Origin of the sequence: Nostoc sp. JL34, assembly GCF_017114945.1 — a bacterium.
Lineage (GTDB): Bacteria > Cyanobacteriota > Cyanobacteriia > Cyanobacteriales > Nostocaceae > Nostoc.
Genome location: NZ_JABXKQ010000070.1, coordinates 34,534 through 57,702 on the forward strand (window position 1 = coordinate 34,534; position 23,169 = coordinate 57,702).

The following is a 23,169-nucleotide window of genomic DNA, read 5'->3' on the forward strand; positions in this document are numbered from 1 at the left end:
AATGTATTTTATGTATGATTGAAAATTTTTCGTCTTGGATTTGTTGTCAACTAGGAGCGCGTGAGCATTATGCCATTCCCCGATCGCTACACAAGGCTGGACTACTAGCGCACTTCATTACAGATGCATGGGTTCCGCCCGATTCTATACTAAATGGACTACCTAAACCTTTGTTAGCTAATCTACGGGAAAGATTCCATGCAGATTTAGCCCCAGCCTCTGTTCACGCCTTTACTGGTTCTTTAATTGGCTTTGAAATAGCTCAAAAAATTCAAAAAAAGACTGGATGGGAACAGATCATTGCACGCAATGACTGGTTCCAAGAAAATGCAACCCGCGAACTACACAAGCTTGACGACTATCTGTCTAGTCTCAATTCTCGCCCGACGTTTTTCGCCTACAGTTACGCTGCTTTAAAACTATTCCGCTACGCCAAGACTAAAGGTTGGCGCACTGTCCTTGGTCAAATCGATCCGGGGTCATTGGAGGAAAAGTTGGTTATGGAAGAACACGCCAGACATCCTACTTATCAATCGAACTGGCAACCAGCACCATCTAACTACTGGACTAGATGGCATCAAGAATGTTTGTTAGCTGACAGAATCGTAGTTAACTCGCTGTGGTCAAGTCAAGCCTTACAGCAAGTAGGTATACCTGAGCATAAAATTAACATCATTCCCCTTGCATATCAACCACCTGAACAAGTGGATGATTTTGTGCGAACTTACCCCCCTATTTTCTCAAATGAACGTCCCCTACGGGTGTTGTTTCTGGGACAAGTAATTTTACGAAAAGGTCTTGCTGCAATACTAGAAGCTGCTGAACTCCTGAATCACCAGCCTATAGAATTCTGGATGGTTGGTTCTCAAGGCATTTCTATACCCCAAGCATCTCATGGTAAATTACAGTGGATTGGTTCAGTTTCTAGAAGTGCTACAGCTATGTACTATCAGCAGGCAGATGTTTTGCTGTTTCCGACTCTTTCTGATGGTTTTGGACTGACTCAATTAGAAGCTCAAGCTTGGAAAATGCCAATTATTACTTCCAGATTTTGTGGTGAGGTGATCAAAAATCAAGTTAACGGATTGATTTTATCCGAAGTTAGTGGGCAAGCGATCGCTCAAGCTCTCGATTTTTGCTTAAATAATCCTTGGCAATTAGAAGCCTTCGCTAAAAAATCTACCGACACTTCTTGTTTTAGCCTGTCGCAATTACAGCAATCTCTGCAAGCTCTACCTTATGCTGTTGTTTGAATTTCCCGATTTAGCCTTCATCCAAATTGGATTAATCATTTTTAGTGGGATTTGGATGCTGTGGCGAAATGACGAAGTTCCGCTATTTATCACGAGTTTTCTATTTTACATTAGCTCCTATCGATATTGGGCAGTCACCAGCGGCTTTGGGAAGTGGGTTAGCCTTGGTAATTTAGGCGGCTTTAATTCAATCACAACAGAAGCAGCTCTCGTTGCCTTAAATTACATGGCCTTTGGGGAAATTTGCTTAATAGCAACTTATATGTTGTGCCAGAAGCAATCTTTGCCAGTTATTAAACCTATTGGCGATCGCTCCTTTTTGCTGTGGCTGTCTCCTAAAGTCATCAATTTTGGCTTAATTTGCTTACCTGTAGTCTTGTACGTTCGCGCTCGGATAGGTGCACAATTAGCAGCAGGACAATCCTTAGCTTTTGATGTTAGTGGCTACTTATACTTGTTTCCAATGGTTTTAGTAGGGATTGCTACCTTAATCCTTTGTGTATGGAAATTTGGCGGGTTTTCCTCACTTCACACTAAAATCATGGCTTTTTCTATTCTGGTTGGTGTATCTTATTACACATTTAGCCCTACTAGTCGCTTCCAATTTTTGGGATGGATGCTTGCAAGTGCGATCGTTTTGTCGTCTTCCTATCGACCAAAAACTCGTCTGATTCTTTTCACTATTATTGCTGTCTTAGCTATTAGCATGTTTGCGGTGGCTGGTGCGATGCGAAATACAACTTTAGCAGAAGATGCAGTCAATCAGGCAGCCTTTGAACGGGCATTTAGTGCTGAAGATGCGAATATGCTTGATGGTTTTGTCATGATACAGCAAGTGTACCCTGAACGTTTAGATTACTCTTGGGGTATGGAGCATTTAGAAATTGTGATGCGTCCTATTCCGAGAGCTTTGTGGCCAGAAAAGCCAGTGGGTGGTTATATGAATAAACTTAATATTACTACTAATAAAGGCAAAGGAACTCTTGGAATTTCACCATCATTAATAGGTTCATTTTATGCAGAAGGTGGAATTATAGGAATTATCTTTTTCTCAATTGTTTACGGCAAAATTTTTGCTTCTATAGTCCGTTATAGTACAAAAATCCATCCCTTTGCCAGCATTTTGGTTAGAGCGATTTTATGTGCCTGTTTGATACCCCTTTTACGTGGCGGAGACTTACCTGGAATTTATGCCTGGTTTGGCATGGCTTTTTGGCCATGTTTTTTACTTCTCTGGATCAAACGGAAATATTTTAGACAGAGTTATTTGTCAACATGTCATTTTTACTTGAACAACTCAGTTTGAAAATTATAAATATTAATAGCTATGCATATAGTTGTGATTTTCTACAATATTGGAGGTTATCACGCAGCACGATTGCGTGCTGCCTACGCAGCCTGTCAACAAAAAGACTGGAAACTCAGTGCAATTCAAATTACAGACAATACTCAAGAACATCCTTGGGGTGATGTAGAGCAAGAAATTACATTTCCTCTAAAAACTTTGTTGCCAATAGCTACAACATCTTCCTCAATTCCTCGCAATCAAGAATCTACTGTCCCAGCATCTTTATTACCCTCTTATTTAGACACTTTACAACCGGATATCCTTGCTATCCCTGGTTGGGGATTTCCGATATCTCGTGCTGCACTTGCCTGGTGTCAAAAACATAATGTTCCCAGCATTGTGATGAGTGAGAGTAAATGGGATGACGAAAAGCGGCAGTGGTGGAAGGAGCAGTTGAAATCTTGGCTTTATGTCAAAAAATATAATGCTGCCCTTGTGGGTGGTAAACTACACCGTGACTATCTAATTAAGTTAGGCTTGCCCTATGAGCGGATTTTTCTGGGTTACGATGCAGTTGATAATGACTATTTCACCCAACGCGCAGAGATAGCAAGACTAGATCCTGTTCAGGCTAGGCATAGACAAACAAAAATTCCAGCCAAACCTTATTTTATTGTTGTCACCCGTTTAATCAAACGCAAAAACGTATTTCGGCTTGTAGAAGCCTTTGCTGCTTATCGCCAACAGATTGGACATGAACAAGCTTGGGATCTGGTAATTTGTGGTAGTGGAGAAGAAGAATCTTCTATCCATAATTTGATTGTTGAACAAAAGTTGTCAGATTGTGTTCATTTGCCTGGTTTTATTACTTACCAAGCAATTGGAGATTGGTATGGCTTGGCTAATGCTTTTGTACATCCTGCGTTGCAAGAGCAATGGGGCTTAGTATTGAACGAAGCATGTGCCGCTGGGTTGCCAGTTCTATGTAGTCGCACTGTAGGAGCCGGGTATGAACTTGTTGAGAATGGCAAAAATGGTCTGTTATTCGATCCACAAAGTGGGAAAGATATGACTCGTGCCTTGTTAACTATCCATCAAATGGATTCAGACTCCAGAAGCAAAATGGGATACTTCAGCCAAAAAATTGTAGAGAATTATGCTCCTAAAAAGTTTGCTGAGGGTCTTTTAAAAGCTGTTGATATAGCAATAATATCCAGATAAAATCTCAAATTAAAAATTTTCTATTGATTAAGTTATGAAAATTTTATTTATTGCTCCTTACATTGGAGCAACTTATGGTGGAACATCTAAAATTGTTACAGAGCTAGTAGAAGCAATTGGTTGTTTAGGTGTTAGTGTTGATCTGGTGACAACACATGCTAATGGCTCTAAGAATTTAGACGTACCACTGAATGAATGGATTAATCAAAAATGTTATCGAGTGCAGTATTTCGATTGCTGGTATCGAGATGATTTTATCATCAGTCCCTCTTTGATTAGCTGGTTATTTAAAAATGTAAATAATTACGATATAGTGCATAGTCAAACAGTTTTTGCCCCGATGATTTCAGTTGCCCACTCAATATGTAAATATTTCCATATTCCATATATTGTAACTCCTCATGGGATGCTAGAACCTTGGGCATTGTCGTACAAAGCATGGAAAAAAAGAATTTATTATAAAGTATTTGAAAATCCTGCCATCCAAAATTCTAATGCTATCCAAGCTACGTCTAGTTTTGAACTAAACAATATCAATTCTCTCAAATTCCAGAATACTGTTTTTGTTCCTAATGGAATTCGCCGCCAAGAATTTGAACCGCTCTCGAATCCAGAAATTTTTTATCAGCAGTTTCCAGAGACTAGAGGTAAAACTCTGATTTTGTTTCTTGGTCGGATTGACCCTAAAAAAGGTCTAGATTTACTAGCTCCTGCTTTTGCCAAAGTTTATAATCAGTTTCCTCACACACATTTAGTTGTGGCAGGCCCAGATAATATCGGATTTATGGACAAAGCTCAGAACTACTTTTTGCAGGCAGATTGTCTAGATGCTGTTACCTTCACTGGTATGGTAAGTGGAGCATTAAAATATGCTGCTTTAGCTGCTGCTAATTTGTATGTTGCCCCTTCTTACTCAGAAGGTTTCAGTATATCTATTTTAGAAGGCATGGCTTCAGGATTACCCTGTATAATTACAACTGCTTGCAATTTCCCGGAAGCTGCCAAGGCTGAAGCTGCTCATGTTGTTGAGATTAATGTTAATGCTATTGCTAATGCTTTGATTGAGTGCTTAAGTAATCCTCAGCAGGCTACAGAAATGGGCGATCGCGCCCGTGAGTTTATTTTCCAAAACTATACCTGGGATCGTGCTGCTGACAAGTTAATTCAGGTTTATAAATCTGTGATTGACAAAAAACCTTTGCCGGAATTTCTAGGGTAGACTCAAGTGAAAAAATCTAGACTTGCGAAAGTATACCGTTTTATCTGTTTACTAAGTTTAAGTCTTATTTTGGTGCTATTGAGCATCATACCTGTGCGTCTAGCGATCGCCATCAACCAAGCACCCCAACCTCAAGCTTTCTTTATTTTAGGGGGCGATCCAGCTAGAGAAAAATTCACTGCTGAACTAGTCCAATGGTATCCATCCCTAGAAATCTGGGTGTCCTCTCCTCCAAATCCTCAGAAAACCATTGAAACTTTCCAAAATGTGAATGTTCCCAAGACGAAATTAAATATTGACATGGGTGCTGTCGATACTGTAACTAACTTTACCTCTCTGATTGCTAACTTTAAACAACGGCAACTTCAACATCTATTTCTAGTTACTTCAGATTTTCACATGCCCAGAGCCAAAGCGATCGCCACCTTCGTCCTTGGTAGCCAAGGTATTACTTTTACTCCCATCTCCGTACCATCCAAGCAAACTGACTCAGAATCCCTCCTCCGTATTATTCGCGATATTATTCGCTCTCTCCTTTGGATTATCACAGGTCACACGGGAGTCAGCCTTTAACTAATTACTAATTCGTAATTGTTGGCGAAATAATCGCGCGTAATTATCTTTTTTGGTGGTTTAATCTGTTGGGATCTAAATCCTTAACTAATTCAACGGGTCGCGCCCAAGATTTCCCAATTTTAGCTAAAGCTTGTTGGGGAAGAAATTTTTTACGATTTGGTTGGGGTCTGAATCCCCATTCAAATCTTCTCAATCTCCAGTCCCTAGTTCAACCTACTTTTCCTCCTATATGCGTCTAGATCAATATACTGTTGGCAACTATACTCCAGGCGCACCATACTGGAAGCAACTTCTTTGGTATTTTGTGGGGTCGCCCTTAGTTGAAAGTTATTGGCTTCCAGTTTCAGCTTTGAAAATTTGGATACTCCGCAGTTTTGGGGCTAAAATCGGTCAAGGTGTCCGCATTAAACCTGGAGTCCGGGTAAAGTTTCCCTGGCGGTTAAATCTTGGTAATTTTGTTTGGATTGGGGAAGGTGCGTGGATTGATAACGTTGCTCCTGTCACCATCGAAAGTCATGTTTGTCTGTCTCAAGGGGTCTATCTCTGCACTGGAAATCATGACTGGAATCATCCCGATTTTAAATTGATTTATGCTCCAATTCACATTCAAGAGAGTAGTTGGATTGCTGCCAAGTCGGTAATTGGGCCAGGAGTCACAGTTGGTCAAGGAGCAGTACTAACTTTAGGTGGTGTTACTGGGAAATCACTAGAGCCAATGACCATTTATGCAGGGAATCCGGCTCAACCTATCAAGCAACGAAAGCTTTGATATGTCCCCTCATATCATGTTCGAGTAAAGACTTATCATTTAGACCGCAGGGGGCAGGGGGCAGGGAGCAGGGAGAAAGAGGTTTTCCTGACTTTTGCACGGATGCGGTAATCATAAGTAATTAACCGGACTTGATATCAAATATCTGTTGCGTTTACCGTAAAGCCCAACAAATTCCAGAGTAAAATAAGAATAATCTAAGTTATCCAAGTTATCATTTATTTTCTGCGTTCCTTCGCGTTTAAACTTCAATCGCCGTCTCTTTCTCCTGACCTTTTTGCTGTGAACTTAGCTGATCTAAAATCTCTAAAACCTCTTGTTCAAAAGCAACTTGGGCGCGATTAGTTTTGCCACCCACATATAAGCGATCGCCTTTTTGCAATGCCCATATTTGCGAGTGAGAAAAGTAACTCATCACCACACCCAGCATAAGTAAGCCAAACCCTGTGTAAACAATTGGTATGCCTGGATCGGCTTTAATTTGTAAGCCAGTGCTACCAATAACATCCAAAATTTTCAGCTTCACGCCATTAATTTCGGTGAACATTCCAGCGCGGACTGTATCTACAAGTTTGCCAGTGGCATCATAAATTAATACCATTCCTTGTAAGTCTTTGGCTAACAAGGAGACACCCTCACTCAAATCCGGTTTAGTTGGAACCCAGGTTCCCCAAATGCGTCCGTTACCGTTGGTGTTCAATTGCGCCATCGGTAGCTGAAAAATCGGGCTGTTGTTAAATTGGACGCGAACACCTGCAATTCCCCAATCAGTTTGATAGAAAGTTACGCCATGATAGCGCAGAGGTTCGTTGACAAAAATTTTCTTATGGTCAACTTCCTTTCCCTGATTATCCAAGACAGACATATCCGAATAAAATTGATCGATGCCGCCAGATGGAGTGTAATCAATCCAAAAACGATTGACTCGCACAGACCAATCTTTCGAGATTTTTGCGGCTAAAGGCCCAGCATCGACAATATTTGTCACTTGAAATGTATCGCCACTGGCAACCATTTCCTGAGCGAGAAACCCAGTCATCGCTCCCCAAATTCCCCCTAGTAGAATACCGACAATGCCAATATGAACGATAATTGGGCCGATGCGTCCGACTATTCCTTTGCGGGCGTAAAGGAGATTTTCTTTTTCTTGATCTGGAAAAATTTTATAGCGGTGTTTCTCTAATATCTGGTTTAAAGAATCTAGGGAACCAGTATCTAGTTCTGCACTTAAAGCTAACTTTTGAAATTGCCGTGGTTCGTCGTAATATTTCCAGCGCTGGGCAGCTTTTAAGGCTGGTAACTGACGAGTAAAAGAACAAGCAGTAAGGCTAGTGCCAAATAAGATGAGTAATGCCAGAAACCACCAGGTACGATATACGTGGTCTAATCCAACTACCTGAATTACCTTCCAAGTTAAGAAACCAAATAAAGCTGGATGTTCTGGGTAGTTGGCTTGGTAAAATGCGGGTGACTGACTTTGCTCGATTACAGTACCAGTGGAGCTAAAGATTGCAATCAATAGCAGTAGTGCGATCGCTAGTCGTAAGTTGGTCAGTACAGGCAAAAGCTCTTGGCGTAAGAACTTCCCAGGTAATGCCCACCATTTTAATTCTTTGGACGCTGAATCTTCTAAAGTCATTATGTGTAAAATGCTAATACAGGTATTGAAAAAGGGACTGGGGATTAGGGACTGGGGACTGGGAAAATTGTTCGGGGATTCAGACCACTAGCCATGTTTTGTTCGCGCTGCGTTCGCACGAGAAGAAAACTCTTCCCAGTCCCCAGTTCCCAGTCCCGGAGTGCCATTCCTAAGAGACTTGCTGCGCCGAAGTCGGGGAATCCTGGCGCGACCCCTTGATATTAAAAACTGCCGAGGGGAATCCGAGAAATTAAGGAAAATACACCGAATCCTACCAATAGCGCCCCACTAACTGGGTTAATCCAACCAGACCAGCGACGCAATTCCAGTAATTTTTTAATTGAAGCTGTAAAAGTACCCGCCAAAATCAACGGCGTTACATAACCGGCTGTGTAAGAAAGTAGCAAAACAGCGCCTAAAATTAAGTCTTGTGTATTGGCAATCCAACCTAGTAAGCTGGCTAAAACAGGGGTGCTACAAGGGGATGCGACTAAGCCGAAAGTCAGTCCCAGCAAATAGGAACGTAATCCGGCTGGCAAATCTGGCGAAATCCAATTCGTTTCGCCTAATGATGGAAATTGCAGAGGTAGTGCTTCTAATAAGTTCAGACCCATGAGAATGGCGATAATGCTGACGATAATCGGCAAACCAATTCCCACTTGACCATAGACTTTTCCTATCAAACCTGCTAAAATTCCCATTCCCGCCAATGTGGTTGCTAATCCGAAAGCAAACCAAGTTGATTGAGCAGCTGCTTGCAAGCGGCTTTTGGCCTCATAACCGCCGATGTAACCAATGGTAATTGGCAGCATGGAAAGCATACAGGGTGTGAGACTGGTGAGCAAGCCAGCTGCAAAGATGATACCAATACTCACCACGCTAAGGTGTGTCAGTTGGTTAGAAACGAGGCTGTTGGCAAATTGTTCTAGTTGGTAAATTTGGGTTTGCAGGTTATCAAACATGGGGAGTTTCTGAGCGGGAAATGCTTACTCTGCTTGAATTTTAGCTTACTTTTGGTTTTTGAGTCAGCAGAAGTGATTATCCGAACCTGATATCATCTAAATTTCATCTGCCCAAAGAAATGTATCTAAAATACAATTAAGCTCGGATTATCCCTGAAGAAGCACGGCTGGAGTATTTGGCATGATGATTGCATTACCCGGATTTAAAATTGTCACTTTGTTAAAAGCAGGGGTAAAAGCAGTCATATACCGGGGAATTAAGGTTAAAGATCAGTGTCCGGTAATTATCAAAGGGCTACATCCAGAACAGTGTACGCCCAATAATATTGAACAACTCAAACATGAGTATGCGATCGCACAAAGGTTAAATACCGCCGCCGCAGTCAAAGTCTACGCCTTAGAGATGCATCAGGGAATCCCTTATTTAATTATGGAGGATTTTCAGGCGCGATCGCTCGACCAGTTTCTAGACCAATTTCAACAGCCTGTGCCGTTTCTGAAGATTGCTATTGAAATCACTAGTAAACTCGCACAAATCCACACTCATCATATTGTCCACAAGGATATTAAGCCGCAAAATATCTTAGTTAACCCCAAAACTAATCAGGTCAAAATTGCCGATTTTGGCATTGCTGCCTTCATTCCATACCAGCAGCAAATAGTTAGCAGTTCCAGTCGCATTGAGGGCAGTCTACCTTATTTGTCACCTGAGCAAACTGGGCGAATGAATCGAGGAATTGACCATCGTAGCGATTTGTATTCACTGGGAGTCACCTTTTATGAGATGCTCACAGGTCAACTACCATTTCAAGCTAAAGACCCCTTAGAGTGGGTGCATTGTCATATTGCCAAATCTCCGTTATATCCGAACAAACTGAACTCTGATATTCCTCAAATGCTCTGTGACATCATTATGAAATTGTTGTCGAAAGTTGCAGAACAGAGATATCAGAGCGCTTTAGGTTTGCAATTTGATCTAGAACGATGCTTAAAGCAATTAGAGACAACTGGACAAATCCAATCCTTTATTTTGGGTGAGCAAGATATCTCAGAGCACTTTCAAATTCCTCAAAAATTGTATGGGCGAGAACCAGAGATTGCCAAGCTTCTCCAAGCATTTGAACGAGTTGTTAGCCAAGGGAAACCAGAACTCGTGCTAGTTTCTGGCTATGCTGGCGTTGGTAAATCTTCTCTGGTGAAGGAGATTCACAAGCCTATTGTCAGAGAACGCGGCATTTTTATCTGTGGTAAATTCGATCAGTACAAACGAGATATTCCTTATTCCACCAGTGTTCAAGCTTTTCAAACACTCGCTCGACAAATTTTAACTGAACCTAAAGATCAACTTGCTACCTGGAAAAAGCGAATACAAGCAGCATTAGGGAACAATGGTAGACTAATCACAGATGTAATTCCAGAAGTTGAACTAATCGTTGGAGAACAGTCTCCTATACCAGAGTTGGGGCCTGCCGAATCTCAAAACCGATTCAACTTGGTGTTTCAAAACTTTATCAGCGTCTTTGCTCAAAAAGAGCATCCACTCACTCTTTTTTTAGATGATATGCAGTGGGCTGACACCGCTACTTTAAATTTAATTCAAACTATTATTACTGGCTATAGTATCCAGTATCTCTGCTTCATTTTGGCCTATCGAGATAACGAAGTTGATGTTGTACATCCCTTCAATTTGATGATAGAGAAGGTTCGCCAGTATGGTGCAAAGATAACTGAAATTCTGCTTAAACCGTTGAATCTTGTCTATGTCAATCAGTTAATTGCTGATACTTTACATAGTTCAGCAGAACAAGTAGAACCCCTTGCCAAATTGATTATCCAAAAAACTGATGGAAATCCTTTCTTTGTCAACGAATTTATCAAAACACTGCATCAAGAGAATCTGCTGAATTTTGACCCCCCTCAATCCCCCCTTAGCAAGGGGGGAAGTAAAGGAGGGTGGCAATGGGAACTAGCTGAGATTGAAGCTCAAGGGATTACAGATAATATTGTCAATCTGATGATTAGGCGGATGCAAAAACTGCCACTTGCAACTCAACAGGTGCTTAAATTAGCCTCCTGTATCGGTAATCGCTTTGATTTAGAAGTTTTGGCACTTGTTGGGGAACAATCTATTGAAGAAACAGCAAATGCACTTGTTGAAGCAGTTTTAAGAGGATTAATTATTTCCATTGAGTCAGATAAAAGTGTTGATAAAAACTATCGTTTCTACCATGACCAAGTTCAACAAGCTGCTTATGCGTTAATTGCTGATGAATCAAAGTCGGCTATTCACCTGAAGATTGGGCAACTTTTACTAAAAAATGCTAGTCCTGAACAAGTAAACGAGCAAATTTTTGATCTAGTCAATCAACTCAATCTTGCTGTCGCTCTGATTATTGAACAAATAGAAAAAGATGAATTGGTACGATTGAATTTAATCGCTGGTAAAAAGGCAAAAGCTTCCACAGCCTACACTCTTGCGAAAAGTTTTTTTAGCGTGGCGATGAATCTTTTGGCTGAAAATGCCTGGATGGAACAATATGAACAAACATTTACTTTATTTAGAGAACAGGCTGAGTGTGAATTCTTAACAGGAAATTTAGAGCCAGCGGAAGAATTATTTGAGCTACTATTGCTCAAATCAGAATCTTATATCGACAAATCTAATATTTACATGCTGCAAATCAGACTCTATCAAGTTGCAGGTAGGTATGAAGAGGCGCTGACATTGGGATTAGAAGCTTTAAAGCTTTTTGGAGTGAGATTTCCTGATTCAAATGAGCAAGTGCAAAGTGCGATAGCGAAGCGCAGCAGCGTTGGCAAAGCCTCTCGTAGAGAAGCGCTGATCGCAATTGAAAAAAACCAAGTATTAATCAATTTAGGTGATAGACAAGTCTCTGATTTAATTGATGCTCCAGCGATCCAAGATCCAAATATTAAGACACTGATTAGTCTGTTGACGACTTTGGGCCCACCTACTTATCTCGCTAGGCCTCATCTCTTTCCCTTAGTCGTACTTAAAGCAGTTAACTACTCACTCAAGTTTGGTAATACAGAAGATTCCTGTTTTGCTTACAGCATGTACGCCATGTTGTTAGTTTCCATCTTCCATGATATTCCTACAGGTTATGCATTTTCTGAGATGACAATTCAATTAAATGAAAAGTTGCATGACTTGAAACTTAGAGGAGTTGTTCTACACATTCATGGAAGTCATATCAACGTTTGGTGTAATCATATTGCCAGCGATATTCCCTTTTTAGAACGGGGATTTATCGGCTGTGTAGAAGCAGGTGATGTGACGATGGCAAACTACAACGGCTATCAAGGCTCTTGGCAAATTATCCAGTTAGGCTATCCACTTACAGAAACATATAAATCTCTAGAAAAATACACTGCATACGCTCGTCAGTCTAAACATGATGCCGTCTATCAGACAATCAGATTACAGCAGATGCTACTGATGAATCTGCGCGGACTCACTTACCAAAATCTAACTCTAAATGATGATAGTTTTGATGAATCACGCGCATTGTCTGTAATTACAGATGCAGGTTTTGTTAGTGGAATTATTTTTTATCACATTATCAAATTAATCATATTTTTTACATATAGACAGTATACAGAGGGGCTTAATTGTGCCTTAGAATTATCAAAATATCCAGTTACGACACTGGCATTACCAATTGAAACAGATTATGTTTTATATTACTCACTGACTCTAACGGCTCTTTATCCAACAGGATCTTTTCAAGAGCAAGGACAGTTTTTGCAAACCCTAAAATCTCATCAGCAGCAATTGCAATACTGGGCTAATCACTGCCCTGAAAACTTTTTACATAAGTCTCAGTTAGTAGCTGCTGAAATAGCTCGAATTGAAGGTAGAGATTTGGAAGCAATGCGTCTGTATGAACAATCAATTGCTTCAGCCCGTAAGCAGGGATTTGTGCAATATGAAGCTTTAGCTAATGAGCTAGGTGCTAACTTTTACTTGGAGCGAGATTTTGAACTAATTGCCAAAATATACTTGGAAGCAGCTAAAAATGCCTATATGCGTTGGGAGGCATTTGCTAAAATTAAGCACCTCGAAGAATCCTATCCTCAGCTATTACCACAACAACAGCTTGTCTCTAATGGAACGTTTATCACCACAGGTGAGCATTTGGACTTTTTGTCAGTAGTTAAAGCCTCTCAAACTATATCTAGTGAAATTGTATTTTCGCGTTTGTTGAAGACATTAATGCAAATTGTCATTGAGCAAGCAGGAGCAGAAATTGGTTATTTGTTGCTGGAACACGATCAAAATCTGGTGATTGAAGTAGAAGCTAAAGTTAATCCCCAAGCAGAAAAGCTCAATGTTTCTCGACCTGTATTAGAGGGTGAAATTTCTCAGTTTATTCCGCAATCAATGCTAAATTATGTTCAGCGAACTCAAGAAACAGTGATTTTGCAGAATGCTACTGAGCATAATTTGTTTTCCAAAGATGAATATGTAATTCAAAAGCAACCTATATCTGTACTTTGTTTGCCGATCGCCCGTCAGTCAAAATTACTTGGTATTTTATATTTAGAAAATAATCTGATCTCCAGTGCCTTTACACAAGACAAACTTTCTGTACTGGAAATTTTGACAGTTCAAATTGCTATTTCTCTAGAAAATGCTCGTCTTTATCAAGGTTTAGAAGACAGTCAAGCACAACTCAGCTTGGCATTAAAATCTGCCAAAATTGGTGTTTGGAGTTGGGATATTGCTAGCGATCGCTTTGACTGGGATGAGCAGATTTATCAACTATTTGGGTTAACACCTGAAACCTTTGCTGGCACTTCTGAAGCACTTTTAGCTCGTCTGCATCCAGACGATCGGGGCTTGCTGGCTCAATCGTTGAGTCGAGCTATTAACGAAGGTGTGGAGCATAATTTAGAATATCGAATTATTTGGGATGACGGCAGTATCCGCTACGCAGCCTGTCGGGGAAAAGCCTTTTTCAACGAAGCGGGTATTGCCACACACATGAGTGGTGTTGTGCTTGATATCACAGATCGCAAACAATCTGAAGCCGAACGTATCCAACTGATTCAAGAGCAAACCGCCCGACAGGAAGCAGAAGCTAATCAACAACGAGCTGGGTTTTTGGCTCAAGTCAGTGCAACCCTCGCTTCTTCCCTTGATTACGAAAGCACCCTAGCAAGCGTGGCCAACTTGGTTGTGCCTTATTTCGCCGATTGGTGCAGCGTTGATCTGCTGCAAGACAACCAATCAATTAATCGGGTAGCAGTTGCTCACCGAGATCCAGGGAAAGTTAAACTCGGCTGGGAACTTCATCAGCGTTATCCGAGAAAGTTGGATGAACCTCAAGGTGTGCCGAAAGTGCTGCGTACAGGAATTGCTGAAATGGTAACTGAAATTCCAGATGCAGCTTTAGTAGAAGGCATCCCAGACGCAGAACATTTAAGGATTATACGTGAACTTGGTTTAAAGTCCTGTGTAATCTTGCCCTTGATGGCACGTGAAAGAATTTTTGGTGCAATTTCCTTTTTTACTGCGGAATCAGAACGCCGTTACGGCACGGCTGACTTGTCATTAGCGGAGGATATTGCCCATCGAGCAGCGATCGCAATCGATAATGCCCGCCTTTACCAAGAAGCGCAGCAAGCACAAAAAACGGCAGAGCGAGCGTTAGAGCGCATTGCCCGTCTTCAATCCATCACAGCTGCCCTTTCAGAATCCCTGACACCAGCCCAAGTATCTGAAGTGATTGTAGAGCAGAGTATGGCTGGCTTGGAAGCTAGTTGTGCCCTCGTCGCCTTGGTGAAAAAAAATAAACCTGAACTGGAAATTGTCCGTGCGGTTGGCTATAACCAAGATTTGATAGACGCTTGGCGTCATTTTGCCATCGATTCACCTTCTCCCCTAGCAGAAGCTGTGCGAACTGGGAAACCTGTTTGGGCTGAAACAACAAAAAATCGGGTAGATCGTTATCCACATTTGACTGAAGCGTACGCCCAATATGATTTTAAAGCCTGGATTTCTATTCCATTGATGGTAGAAAGTTGGGTAGTTGGCGGTATAAGTTTGGGATTTGCCGAGCCTCAACAACTTAGTGGAGAAGATCAAGCATTTATCTTGGCTGTTGCTCAACAATGCGCCCAAGCGATCGCTCGCGCCCATCTCTATGAAGCCGAACAAACGGCACGAAGCGCTGCTGAAAGCGCAAACCGCATTAAAGATGAATTTCTCGCTGTCTTGTCTCATGAACTCAGAACACCGCTTAACCCAATTTTGGGTTGGACAAAACTGATGCGAACCCGCAAGCTCGATCAAGCAACAAGCGATCGCGCCCTAGAAACCATTGAACGCAATGCCAAGTTACAAACCCAATTAATTGAAGATTTGCTCGATGTTTCCCGCATCCTTCAGGGTAAACTTAACCTCAACTTCTACCAGATTAATTTGGTATCAGTGATTGAAGCTGCGATCGAAACAGTACGTTTATCGGCGGAGGCTAAGTCTATCCAGATTCAGACAATTCTCGAATCTGGTGTGGTGCAAGTTTTAGGCGATGCCAATCGATTGCAACAAGTCTTTTGGAATATCCTTTCTAATGCGATTAAGTTTACTCCCATCGGCGGACAGGTAAAAATTAAATTAGAGCAAGTTGACTCACAGATACAAATCCGTGTAACTGATACAGGGAAGGGGATTGTACCTGAGTTTTTACCTTATGTCTTTGATTATTTCCGTCAAGCAGATAGTGCGACAACTCGAAAATTTGGCGGTTTAGGTTTAGGATTAGCGATCGTTCGTCATCTCGCAGAACTTCACGGGGGAACTGTGCAAGCAGAAAGTCTGGGTGAAGGACAAGGAGCAACTTTCATCGTCAGACTTCCATACTTACAGGATGAAAGCAAAAAAATCAAGAATGCAAAAGATAACTCCTCACTGGTGGCGGATCAGTCTTCGCCGCTATCTGGCTTAGAGATTCTGGTGGTGGATGATGATGCAGATATGCGAGAATTTTTGCCTTTCATGCTGGAGCAGTATGGTGCAACTGTTACCGTTGTCGCCTCAGCCATTGAAGCTTTAACTGCATTGAGTCAATCACAGCCAAATTTGATCGTCAGCGATATTGGGATGCCAGAAATGGATGGCTATATGCTGATGCGACAGATAAGGAGTCTCAAACCAGAACAAGGGGGGACAATTCCCGCGATCGCTTTAACTGCTTATGCTGGTGAGATGGATCATCAACAAGCGATCGCTGTCGGATTTCAACAGCATATTTCTAAACCCGTAGATCCAGAAGAATTGGTGAAAGCGATCGCATCATTAACGATATAGCCAAACACGCAACAGCGACAGCAATTGCTCAGTATCTACAGGTTTAGTAATGTAGTCTGATGCACCGGCTTCAATACACTTCTCGCGATCGCCTTGCATGGCTTTAGCAGTCAGTGCAATAATCGGCAAAGATTTAAATTGATCGTTTTGGCGGATTATGCGTGTTGTTTCGTAACCATCCATTTCTGGCATCATTACGTCCATTAAAACGACATCAATATCTGGTGTATTTTCTAACAGGGTAATCCCCTCTCTGCCATTTTCAGCATATATAACCTCTATTTGATAACGCTCCAGCATACTGGTAAGGGCGAAGATATTCCGCATATCATCGTCTACAATTAGCGCTTTTTTGCCAGTGAGTAAGTAGTCTTGTGAATGCAGTTGTTCGAGTATTTGGCGCTTTGGTGCTGGTAAATTTGCTTGGACTCGGTGTAAAAATAATGCTGTTTCATCGAGGAGACGTTCGGGCGATCGCACATCTTTAATGATGATTGTCTCGGCAATCCGTCTGAGTTCTGTTTCTTGAGCTTTGCTAATTTCTCTACCTGTGTAGACAATAATTGGTAAAGTTTTGCCGTTAGGTAAAAGCTTTATCTGCTCAATCAGTTCAAACCCAGTCATGTCGGGTAGCCCTAAATCGAGAACCAGGCAATCAAAATGCTGGGTGCGAATAGCTTCTAGAGCTGCTGCACCGTCAGCCACAGCAGTGGTTGAAACATCGCTGTTACCAATCAACTCAACAATACTCAGCCGTTGAGTATCATCATCTTCGACTACCAATAAATTTTTCACCTGACGCTCAACAAAACCTTTAATTTTGGCCAACGCCTCGGATATTGTCTCGCTGGTTAAGGGCTTTTGCAGATATGCGATCGCACCTAGTTGCAAACCGCGCTGTTTTCCTTCCTCAACGGTCATGATATGTACGGGAATGTGACGGGTATTTGGGTCATGTTTGAGACGATCTAATACCGTCCAACCATCCATTTCTGGCAACCGGATATCTAGCAAAATGGCTGAAGGTAGGAATTGCTGCGCTAACATCAAACCTGTACTACCAGTTTGGGCAGCTATCACCTTGAATCCTTGTTGTTGCGCCATATCTAGTAGGATACGCGCAAAATTAACGTCATCTTCGACAATTAGTAACACGCGATCGCCTCTTTCAATCGTAGTGCGATCGTCATTAATCAGTGCTGAGTGCTGAGTGAGGAGTGAGGAGTGGGGAGTAAGGAGTGGGGAGTAAGGAGTGGGGAGTAAGGAGTGGGGAGTAGGGAGTAGTGTTGATGTTGATTCAGGACTCAATTGTGGTAAGTAGAATGTAAAGGTGCTACCTTCACCGGGTTGACTAATGAGTTTAATTTCGCCACCGAAGAGACGGGCGATTTCGCGGCTAATTGATAAGCCCAATCCGGTGCCGCCGTATCTCCGACTGGTAGAGCCATCGGCTTGCTGGAATGCCTCAAAAATCACTTTCTGTTTTTCGGGGGCAATACCAATGCCTGTATCGCTGACTGAAAAGCCGATGACAATCTGAGCGCGATTCAAGTTTTGATGGTCAGAACTCCAGCCCTGCTTGGCCACCGCAATCTGTAAGCGTACCTCCCCTTTCTCTGTAAATTTAAAAGCATTGGAGAGGAGATTTTTCAACACCTGTTGTATGCGTTTGACATCTGTATAGATGCTGATTGGTAGTTCAGGAGTAAATTCAATTACGAAAGCAAGTCCTTTACTCTGAGCGATTTGCCGGAAGGTACGCTCAATCTGATCGCCCAACTCTACCAATGGCATTTGGGTCATATCAATGGACATGGTTCCAGATTCAATTTTAGCGAGATCCAGAATGTCATTGATTAACGCCAACAAATCAGTACCGGCTGAGTAAATTGTTTGGCTGTATTCGACTTGCTTGGCGGTGAGGTTGCGATCAATGTTATCTGTTAACAACTTCGCCAAAATCAACAAGCTATTTAACGGTGTCCGCAATTCATGAGACATGTTGGCAAGAAATTCTGATTTGTATTTTGAGGAGAGGGCGAGTTGTTCAGCCTTGTCTTCTAAAGACAGTCTTGCTTGTTCAATTTCCCGATTTTTGCGCTCGACTTCTTTCTTTTGCATCGCCAACAACTCTGCCTTTTCTTCTAATTCAGCGTTGGTTTGTTGCAGTTCCTCTTGCTGTCCTTTGAGTAAATCTTCGGAAGTTTTGAGTGATTGGGCTTGTTTTTCTAAGCGTTTGTTGGTTTCGCGGAGTTCGCTTTGCTGGGTTTGGAGTTCTTCAGCCAAAGATTGCGACTGCTTGAGTAATTCTTCAGTTCGCATCGATGCTGCGATCGTGTTGAGGACGATCGCGATACTTTCGGTAAGCTGGTCGAAGAATGTCAGATGAATTTCGCTAAAGCGGCGGAAGGATGCTAATTCAATCACTGCTGTCACTTGTCCTTCAAAGAGTACAGGTAACACCACGGCATTTAGGGGCGTGGCTTCTCCTAAACCAGAGGCAATTCTGACATAATCGCTGGGTACTTCCGTCAGCAGAATTCGCTCTTTTTCTAAAGCGCATTGTCCCACCAAACCTTCACCCAATTGAAAGCGGTTAGCCAGATGTCTGCGTTCACGGTAAGCGTAGCTACTAATTAGTTTCAAATACGGTGAATGTTCAGCAGACTCCATGAGAAAGAATACGCCGTGTTGCGCCCCTACCAAGGGTGCTAGTTCTGAGAGAATTAGTTTAGATACGGTTTCCAAGTCTCGCTGACCTTGGAGCATTCGGGTAAACTTGGCTAAGTTAGTTTTCAACCAGTCTTGTTCGGTGTTTTTCTGCGTTGTCTCCCGCAGGTTGGCAATCATCTGGTTGATGTTGTCTTTGAGTATCGCTACTTCTCCTAATGCTTCGACGGCAATTGAACGAGTTAAATCACCTTTAGTTACAGCTGTAGCAACTTCTGCGATCGCTCGCAACTGAGTTGTTAGTGTAGCAGCAAGTTCGTTCACATTATCCGTCAAATCTTTCCAAGTTCCAGCCGCCCCCGGCACTCTCGCTTGTCCGCCTAACTTCCCTTCAATTCCCACTTCCCGCGCCACTGTGGTTACTTGATTGGCAAAGGTCGCTAGAGTATCAATCATCTCGTTGATTGTCTCTGCCAAGGTTTCAATTTCTCCCTTGGCATCTAGCATCAGTTTCCGTTTCAAGTCACCGTTAGCAACTGCGGTTACAACTCTGGCGATACCGCGTACTTGTGCTGTGAGGTTTCCCGCCATCGAGTTAACATTGTCCGTCAAATCTTTCCAAGTCCCCGCAACACCTTGAACTTGCGCTTGTCCGCCCAACTTCCCTTCAGTTCCCACTTCCCGCGCCACCCGCGTTACTTCACTGGCAAAAGAACTGAGTTGATCTACCATTGTGTTGGTGGTGTTCTTCAAATCCAAAATTTCGCCTTTGGCATCGACGGTAATTTTCTTAGAAAGGTCGCCATTAGCTACCGCCTTAGTAACTTCCGCGATGTTGCGAACTTGTCCGGTGAGGTTCCCCGCCATTGAGTTAACGTTGTCTGTTAAATCTTTCCAAGTCCCAGCTACTCCTCTGACGTAAGCTTGGACGCCCAATTTACCTTCCGTTCCGACCTCACGGGCAACTCTTGTAACTTCCGATGCAAAAGAATTCAGCTGATCCACCATTGTATTAATGGTATTTTTAAGTTCCTGAATTTCACCTTTTACATCGACGGTGATTTTCTTAGATAAGTCGCCGTTTGCTACCGCCGTAGTCACTTCGGCGATGTTCCGCACCTGTGCCGTCAAACTTCCCGCCATGAAATTTACACTGTCGGTTAAATCCTTCCAAGTTCCGGCTACACCTTTAACTTCCGCTTGTACGCCCAGTTTCCCTTCAGTTCCCACCTCACGGGCAACTCTTGTAACTTCCGATGCAAAAGAATTTAACTGATCTACCATTGTGTTAACGGTGTTTTTCAACTCTAAAATTTCACCTTTGACATCAACGGAGATTTTTTTAGATAAGTCGCCATTAGCTACAGCTGTGGTGACGGCGGCAATGTTTCGCACCTGTGCCGTTAAGCTTCCCGCCATGAAATTCACGCTGTCGGTCAAGTCTTTCCAAGTGCCAGCCACGCCGCGCACATCAGCTTGCACACCCAGTTTACCCTCACTTCCCACCTCACGCGCAACTCTTGTGACTTCACTGGCGAAGGAGTTGAGTTGATCCACCATAATATTGATGGTATTCTTAAGTTCCAGAATTTCGCCTTTGACAGCAACAGTAATTTTCTTAGATAAATCACCATTGGCGATCGCAGTTGCAACTTCGGCAATGTTTCGCACTTGGTCGGTGAGGTTCCCTGCCATTGAGTTTACATTGTCGGTCAAGTCTTTCCAAGTGCCTGCAACTCCTCTAACTTCTGCTTGCACACCCAGTTTGCCTTCTGTACCCACCTCTCTCGCAACCCGCGTCACTTCCGATGCAAAGGAGCTAAGTTGATCCACCATTGTATTAATAGTGTTTTTTAACTCCAAAATTTCGCCTTTGACATCAACGGTGATTTTCTTAGATAGGTCGCCATTTGCCACAGCAGTAGTCACTTCAGCAATATTCCGCACCTGCGCCGTTAAGCTTCCCGCCATGAAATTCACGCTGTCAGTTAAATCTTTCCAAGTACCCGCGACACCGCGCACTTCTGCTTGCACACCCAGTTTACCCTCACTTCCCACCTCACGGGCAACCCTTGTCACTTCTGATGCAAAGGAATTGAGTTGATCCACCATTGTGTTAATGGTATTTTTCAGCTCCAGAATTTCACCTTTGACATCAACAGTGATTTTCTTAGATAAGTCGCCTGTTGCAACCGCAGTAGTAACTTCGGCAATATTTCGCACCTGTGCCGTCAAGCTTCCCGCCATGAAATTCACGCTGTCGGTCAAGTCTTTCCAAGTGCCAGCCACACCACGCACATCAGCTTGCACACCCAGTTTACCTTCACTGCCCACCTCACGAGCAACCCGTGTGACTTCCGATGCAAAGGAACTGAGTTGATCCACCATTATATTGATGGTATTCTTGAGTTCAAAAATTTCACCTCTGACATCGACGGTGATTTTTTTAGATAGATCACCATTTGCGATCGCAGTGGCAACTTCGGCAATATTTCGCACCTGTCCGGTGAGATTACCCGCCATTAAGTTAACGTTATCGGTTAAATCTTTCCAAGTCCCCGCTACTCCCCGGACTTCTGCTTGCACGCCCAACTTGCCTTCAGTTCCCACCTCACGGGCAACTCTTGTTACTTCACTCGCAAAAGAATTAAGTTGATCTACCATTGTGTTGATGGTGTTTTTCAACTCCAGAATTTCGCCTTTGACATCGACAGTGATTTTCTTGGAAAGGTCGCCATTTGCCACAGCCGTCGTAACTTCGGCAATATTCCGTACCTGTGCCGTCAAGCTTCCCGCCATGAAATTCACGCTGTCAGTCAAGTCTTTCCACGTACCCGCTACCCCGCGCACTTCTGCTTGACCGCCCAATTTACCTTCAGCCCCCACCTCACGGGCAACTCTTGTTACTTCACTCGCAAAAGAATTAAGTTGATCCACCATGATGTTAACGGTGTTTTTCAACTCTAAAATTTCGCCTTTGACATCTACAGTGATTTTCTTGGAAAGGTCGCCGTTTGCTACTGCCGTTGTCACTTCCGCAATATTACGGACTTGGGCAGTCAAATTACCTGCCATCAAATTAACGTTGTCAGTGAGATCCTTCCAAGTTCCTGCTACACCTTTAACTTCTGCTTGTACGCCCAATTTCCCTTCAGTTCCCACTTCACGGGCAACTCTTGTTACTTCACTCGCAAAAGAATTAAGCTGATCCACCATCGTGTTGACGGTGTTTTTGAGTTCCAGAATTTCGCCTTTTACATCGACAGTGATTTTTTTGGATAAGTCACCATTTGCGATCGCAGTAGCAACTTCGGCAATGTTGCGAACTTGGCCAGTGAGATTACCTGCCATCAAGTTAACGTTATCAGTCAAATCCTTCCAAGTGCCAGCCACCCCTTGTACTTGGGCTTGGACACCCAATTTACCCTCAGTACCCACCTCACGGGCAACTCTTGTGACTTCTGATGCAAAGGAACCGAGGCGATCCACCATCGTGTTGACGATATTAGCAGTTTGGAGAAACTCACCTTGGAGGGGTCTGCCATCAATTTCTGTGGCGATCGTTTGGGATAAGTCACCATTGGCAACAGCCCGAATCACCCGCGTAGTTTCAGCTGTTGGTTGAACTAAATCTGTAATCAGAGTATTGACAGAAGTAACACAATCTGACCAAGATCCTCGAACATCTCCGAGAGAGGCGCGATCGGCAATTTTGCCTTCTTTGCCGACAACATTACCAATTCGCTGTAGCTCCGCCGCCATTCGCTCATTTTGATCAATAATATCATTGAGCGTATCAGCGATTTTTCCCGCCACACCAGTATGGTCTATGGGCATCCGAGCCGAAAAGTCACCCTGTTTAACAGCATTCAGCGTTCTCAATAGCTGATTTAAATCTAGATTGTCGCTGTCTCTAGTCAACTGTTCGGTTGCCATAGCCTTATCCTTAGGTTTATAATTTGATAATTTTTTTGTATTTTTTCGCCCCGTACCTACTTGGGGTACTTTGAGGTAATGTTTAACGGTTCTTGACCTTTGGGCAATAGTTAAGTGAATTTAACCCCATACACCTGCTATTTAAATAGTAGTGCTGCTAGCCCTCTGAAAGAGTATGATAATCAATCATAGCTAGCTGGCAAATATTTCTCCAGAAAAGGGACGAGTAAAGTAAATTGGGGAATTTAATGTTTTATCAACTTTGGCACAAATGTGAAGTGCGTGTCTACTTGGGAGTGG

At 42.7% G+C, this 23,169-nt stretch carries 10 protein-coding genes; 7 read left to right on the top strand and 3 right to left on the bottom strand.

The window, feature by feature from the left end:
- Positions 1 to 14 precede the first annotated feature (14 nt).
- The 6 genes from HWQ44_RS14490 (at position 15) to HWQ44_RS14515 (ending at position 6,326) form a co-directional block, all read left to right on the top strand.
- Positions 15 to 1,253 (top strand): glycosyltransferase family 4 protein, encoded by a 1,239-nt coding sequence (locus HWQ44_RS14490; RefSeq protein WP_292719644.1) that lies wholly within the window; start codon positions 15 to 17, stop codon positions 1,251 to 1,253.
- Positions 1,240 to 2,559: an oligosaccharide repeat unit polymerase gene (locus HWQ44_RS14495; RefSeq protein ID WP_292719645.1), complete on the top strand. Its 1,320-nt coding sequence runs from the start codon at positions 1,240 to 1,242 to the stop codon at positions 2,557 to 2,559. Before HWQ44_RS14490 ends, HWQ44_RS14495 begins: the two co-directional genes overlap by 14 nt.
- A gap of 21 nt (positions 2,560 to 2,580) precedes the next feature.
- Positions 2,581 to 3,762: a glycosyltransferase family 4 protein gene (locus tag HWQ44_RS14500; protein WP_292719646.1), complete on the top strand. Its 1,182-nt coding sequence runs from the start codon at positions 2,581 to 2,583 to the stop codon at positions 3,760 to 3,762.
- Between the two features lie 34 nt (positions 3,763 to 3,796).
- Positions 3,797 to 4,981 carry a glycosyltransferase gene (locus HWQ44_RS14505; protein ID WP_292719647.1) on the top strand — a complete coding sequence of 395 codons (1,185 nt, stop codon included), beginning with the start codon at positions 3,797 to 3,799 and terminating at the stop codon, positions 4,979 to 4,981.
- Between the two features lie 72 nt (positions 4,982 to 5,053).
- Positions 5,054 to 5,554 carry a YdcF family protein gene (locus tag HWQ44_RS14510; RefSeq protein ID WP_292719649.1) on the top strand — a complete coding sequence of 167 codons (501 nt, stop codon included), beginning with the start codon at positions 5,054 to 5,056 and terminating at the stop codon, positions 5,552 to 5,554.
- A gap of 232 nt (positions 5,555 to 5,786) precedes the next feature.
- Complete coding sequence (locus HWQ44_RS14515) at positions 5,787 to 6,326, top strand: WcaF family extracellular polysaccharide biosynthesis acetyltransferase (RefSeq protein ID WP_292719651.1); 540 nt, start codon at positions 5,787 to 5,789, stop codon at positions 6,324 to 6,326.
- 241 nt (positions 6,327 to 6,567) lie between these two features.
- Here the strand turns inward: HWQ44_RS14515 and HWQ44_RS14520 are convergent, their stop codons facing one another.
- On the bottom strand, positions 6,568 to 7,965 hold the full coding sequence (locus HWQ44_RS14520; protein WP_292719653.1) for a cytochrome c biogenesis protein: 1,398 nt from the start codon (positions 7,963 to 7,965) through the stop codon (positions 6,568 to 6,570).
- A 221-nt stretch (positions 7,966 to 8,186) separates the two neighbouring features.
- On the bottom strand, positions 8,187 to 8,927 hold the full coding sequence (locus tag HWQ44_RS14525; protein ID WP_292719655.1) for a cytochrome c biogenesis protein CcdA: 741 nt from the start codon (positions 8,925 to 8,927) through the stop codon (positions 8,187 to 8,189).
- 181 nt (positions 8,928 to 9,108) lie between these two features.
- On the opposite strand from HWQ44_RS14525, the gene HWQ44_RS14530 reads away from it, so the two are divergent.
- The gene (locus tag HWQ44_RS14530) at positions 9,109 to 16,263 is read left to right on the top strand and encodes an AAA family ATPase (protein ID WP_292719657.1); all 7,155 of its coding nucleotides are present in this window, start codon (positions 9,109 to 9,111) and stop codon (positions 16,261 to 16,263) included.
- On the opposite strand, the gene HWQ44_RS14535 is transcribed toward HWQ44_RS14530, so the two are convergent.
- Positions 16,252 to 22,869: a HAMP domain-containing protein gene (locus HWQ44_RS14535; RefSeq protein ID WP_292719659.1), complete on the bottom strand. Its 6,618-nt coding sequence runs from the start codon at positions 22,867 to 22,869 to the stop codon at positions 16,252 to 16,254. The genes HWQ44_RS14530 and HWQ44_RS14535 overlap by 12 nt on opposite strands.
- Between the last annotated feature and the right edge of the window lie 300 nt (positions 22,870 to 23,169).

Bases quoted from the DNA above. Each gene is read 5' to 3' on its own strand.
- HWQ44_RS14500 (WP_292719646.1), top strand. From the start codon at position 2,581: ATGCATATAGTTGTGATTTTCTACAATATTGGAGGTTATCACGCAGCA.
- HWQ44_RS14505 (WP_292719647.1), top strand. From the start codon at position 3,797: ATGAAAATTTTATTTATTGCTCCTTACATTGGAGCAACTTATGGTGGA.
- HWQ44_RS14515 (WP_292719651.1), top strand. From the start codon at position 5,787: ATGCGTCTAGATCAATATACTGTTGGCAACTATACTCCAGGCGCACCA.
- HWQ44_RS14525 (WP_292719655.1), bottom strand. From the start codon at position 8,927: ATGTTTGATAACCTGCAAACCCAAATTTACCAACTAGAACAATTTGCC.
- HWQ44_RS14495 (WP_292719645.1), top strand. From the start codon at position 1,240: ATGCTGTTGTTTGAATTTCCCGATTTAGCCTTCATCCAAATTGGATTA.
- HWQ44_RS14530 (WP_292719657.1), top strand. From the start codon at position 9,109: ATGATGATTGCATTACCCGGATTTAAAATTGTCACTTTGTTAAAAGCA.
- HWQ44_RS14490 (WP_292719644.1), top strand. From the start codon at position 15: ATGATTGAAAATTTTTCGTCTTGGATTTGTTGTCAACTAGGAGCGCGT.
- HWQ44_RS14535 (WP_292719659.1), bottom strand. From the start codon at position 22,869: ATGGCAACCGAACAGTTGACTAGAGACAGCGACAATCTAGATTTAAAT.
- HWQ44_RS14520 (WP_292719653.1), bottom strand. From the start codon at position 7,965: ATGACTTTAGAAGATTCAGCGTCCAAAGAATTAAAATGGTGGGCATTA.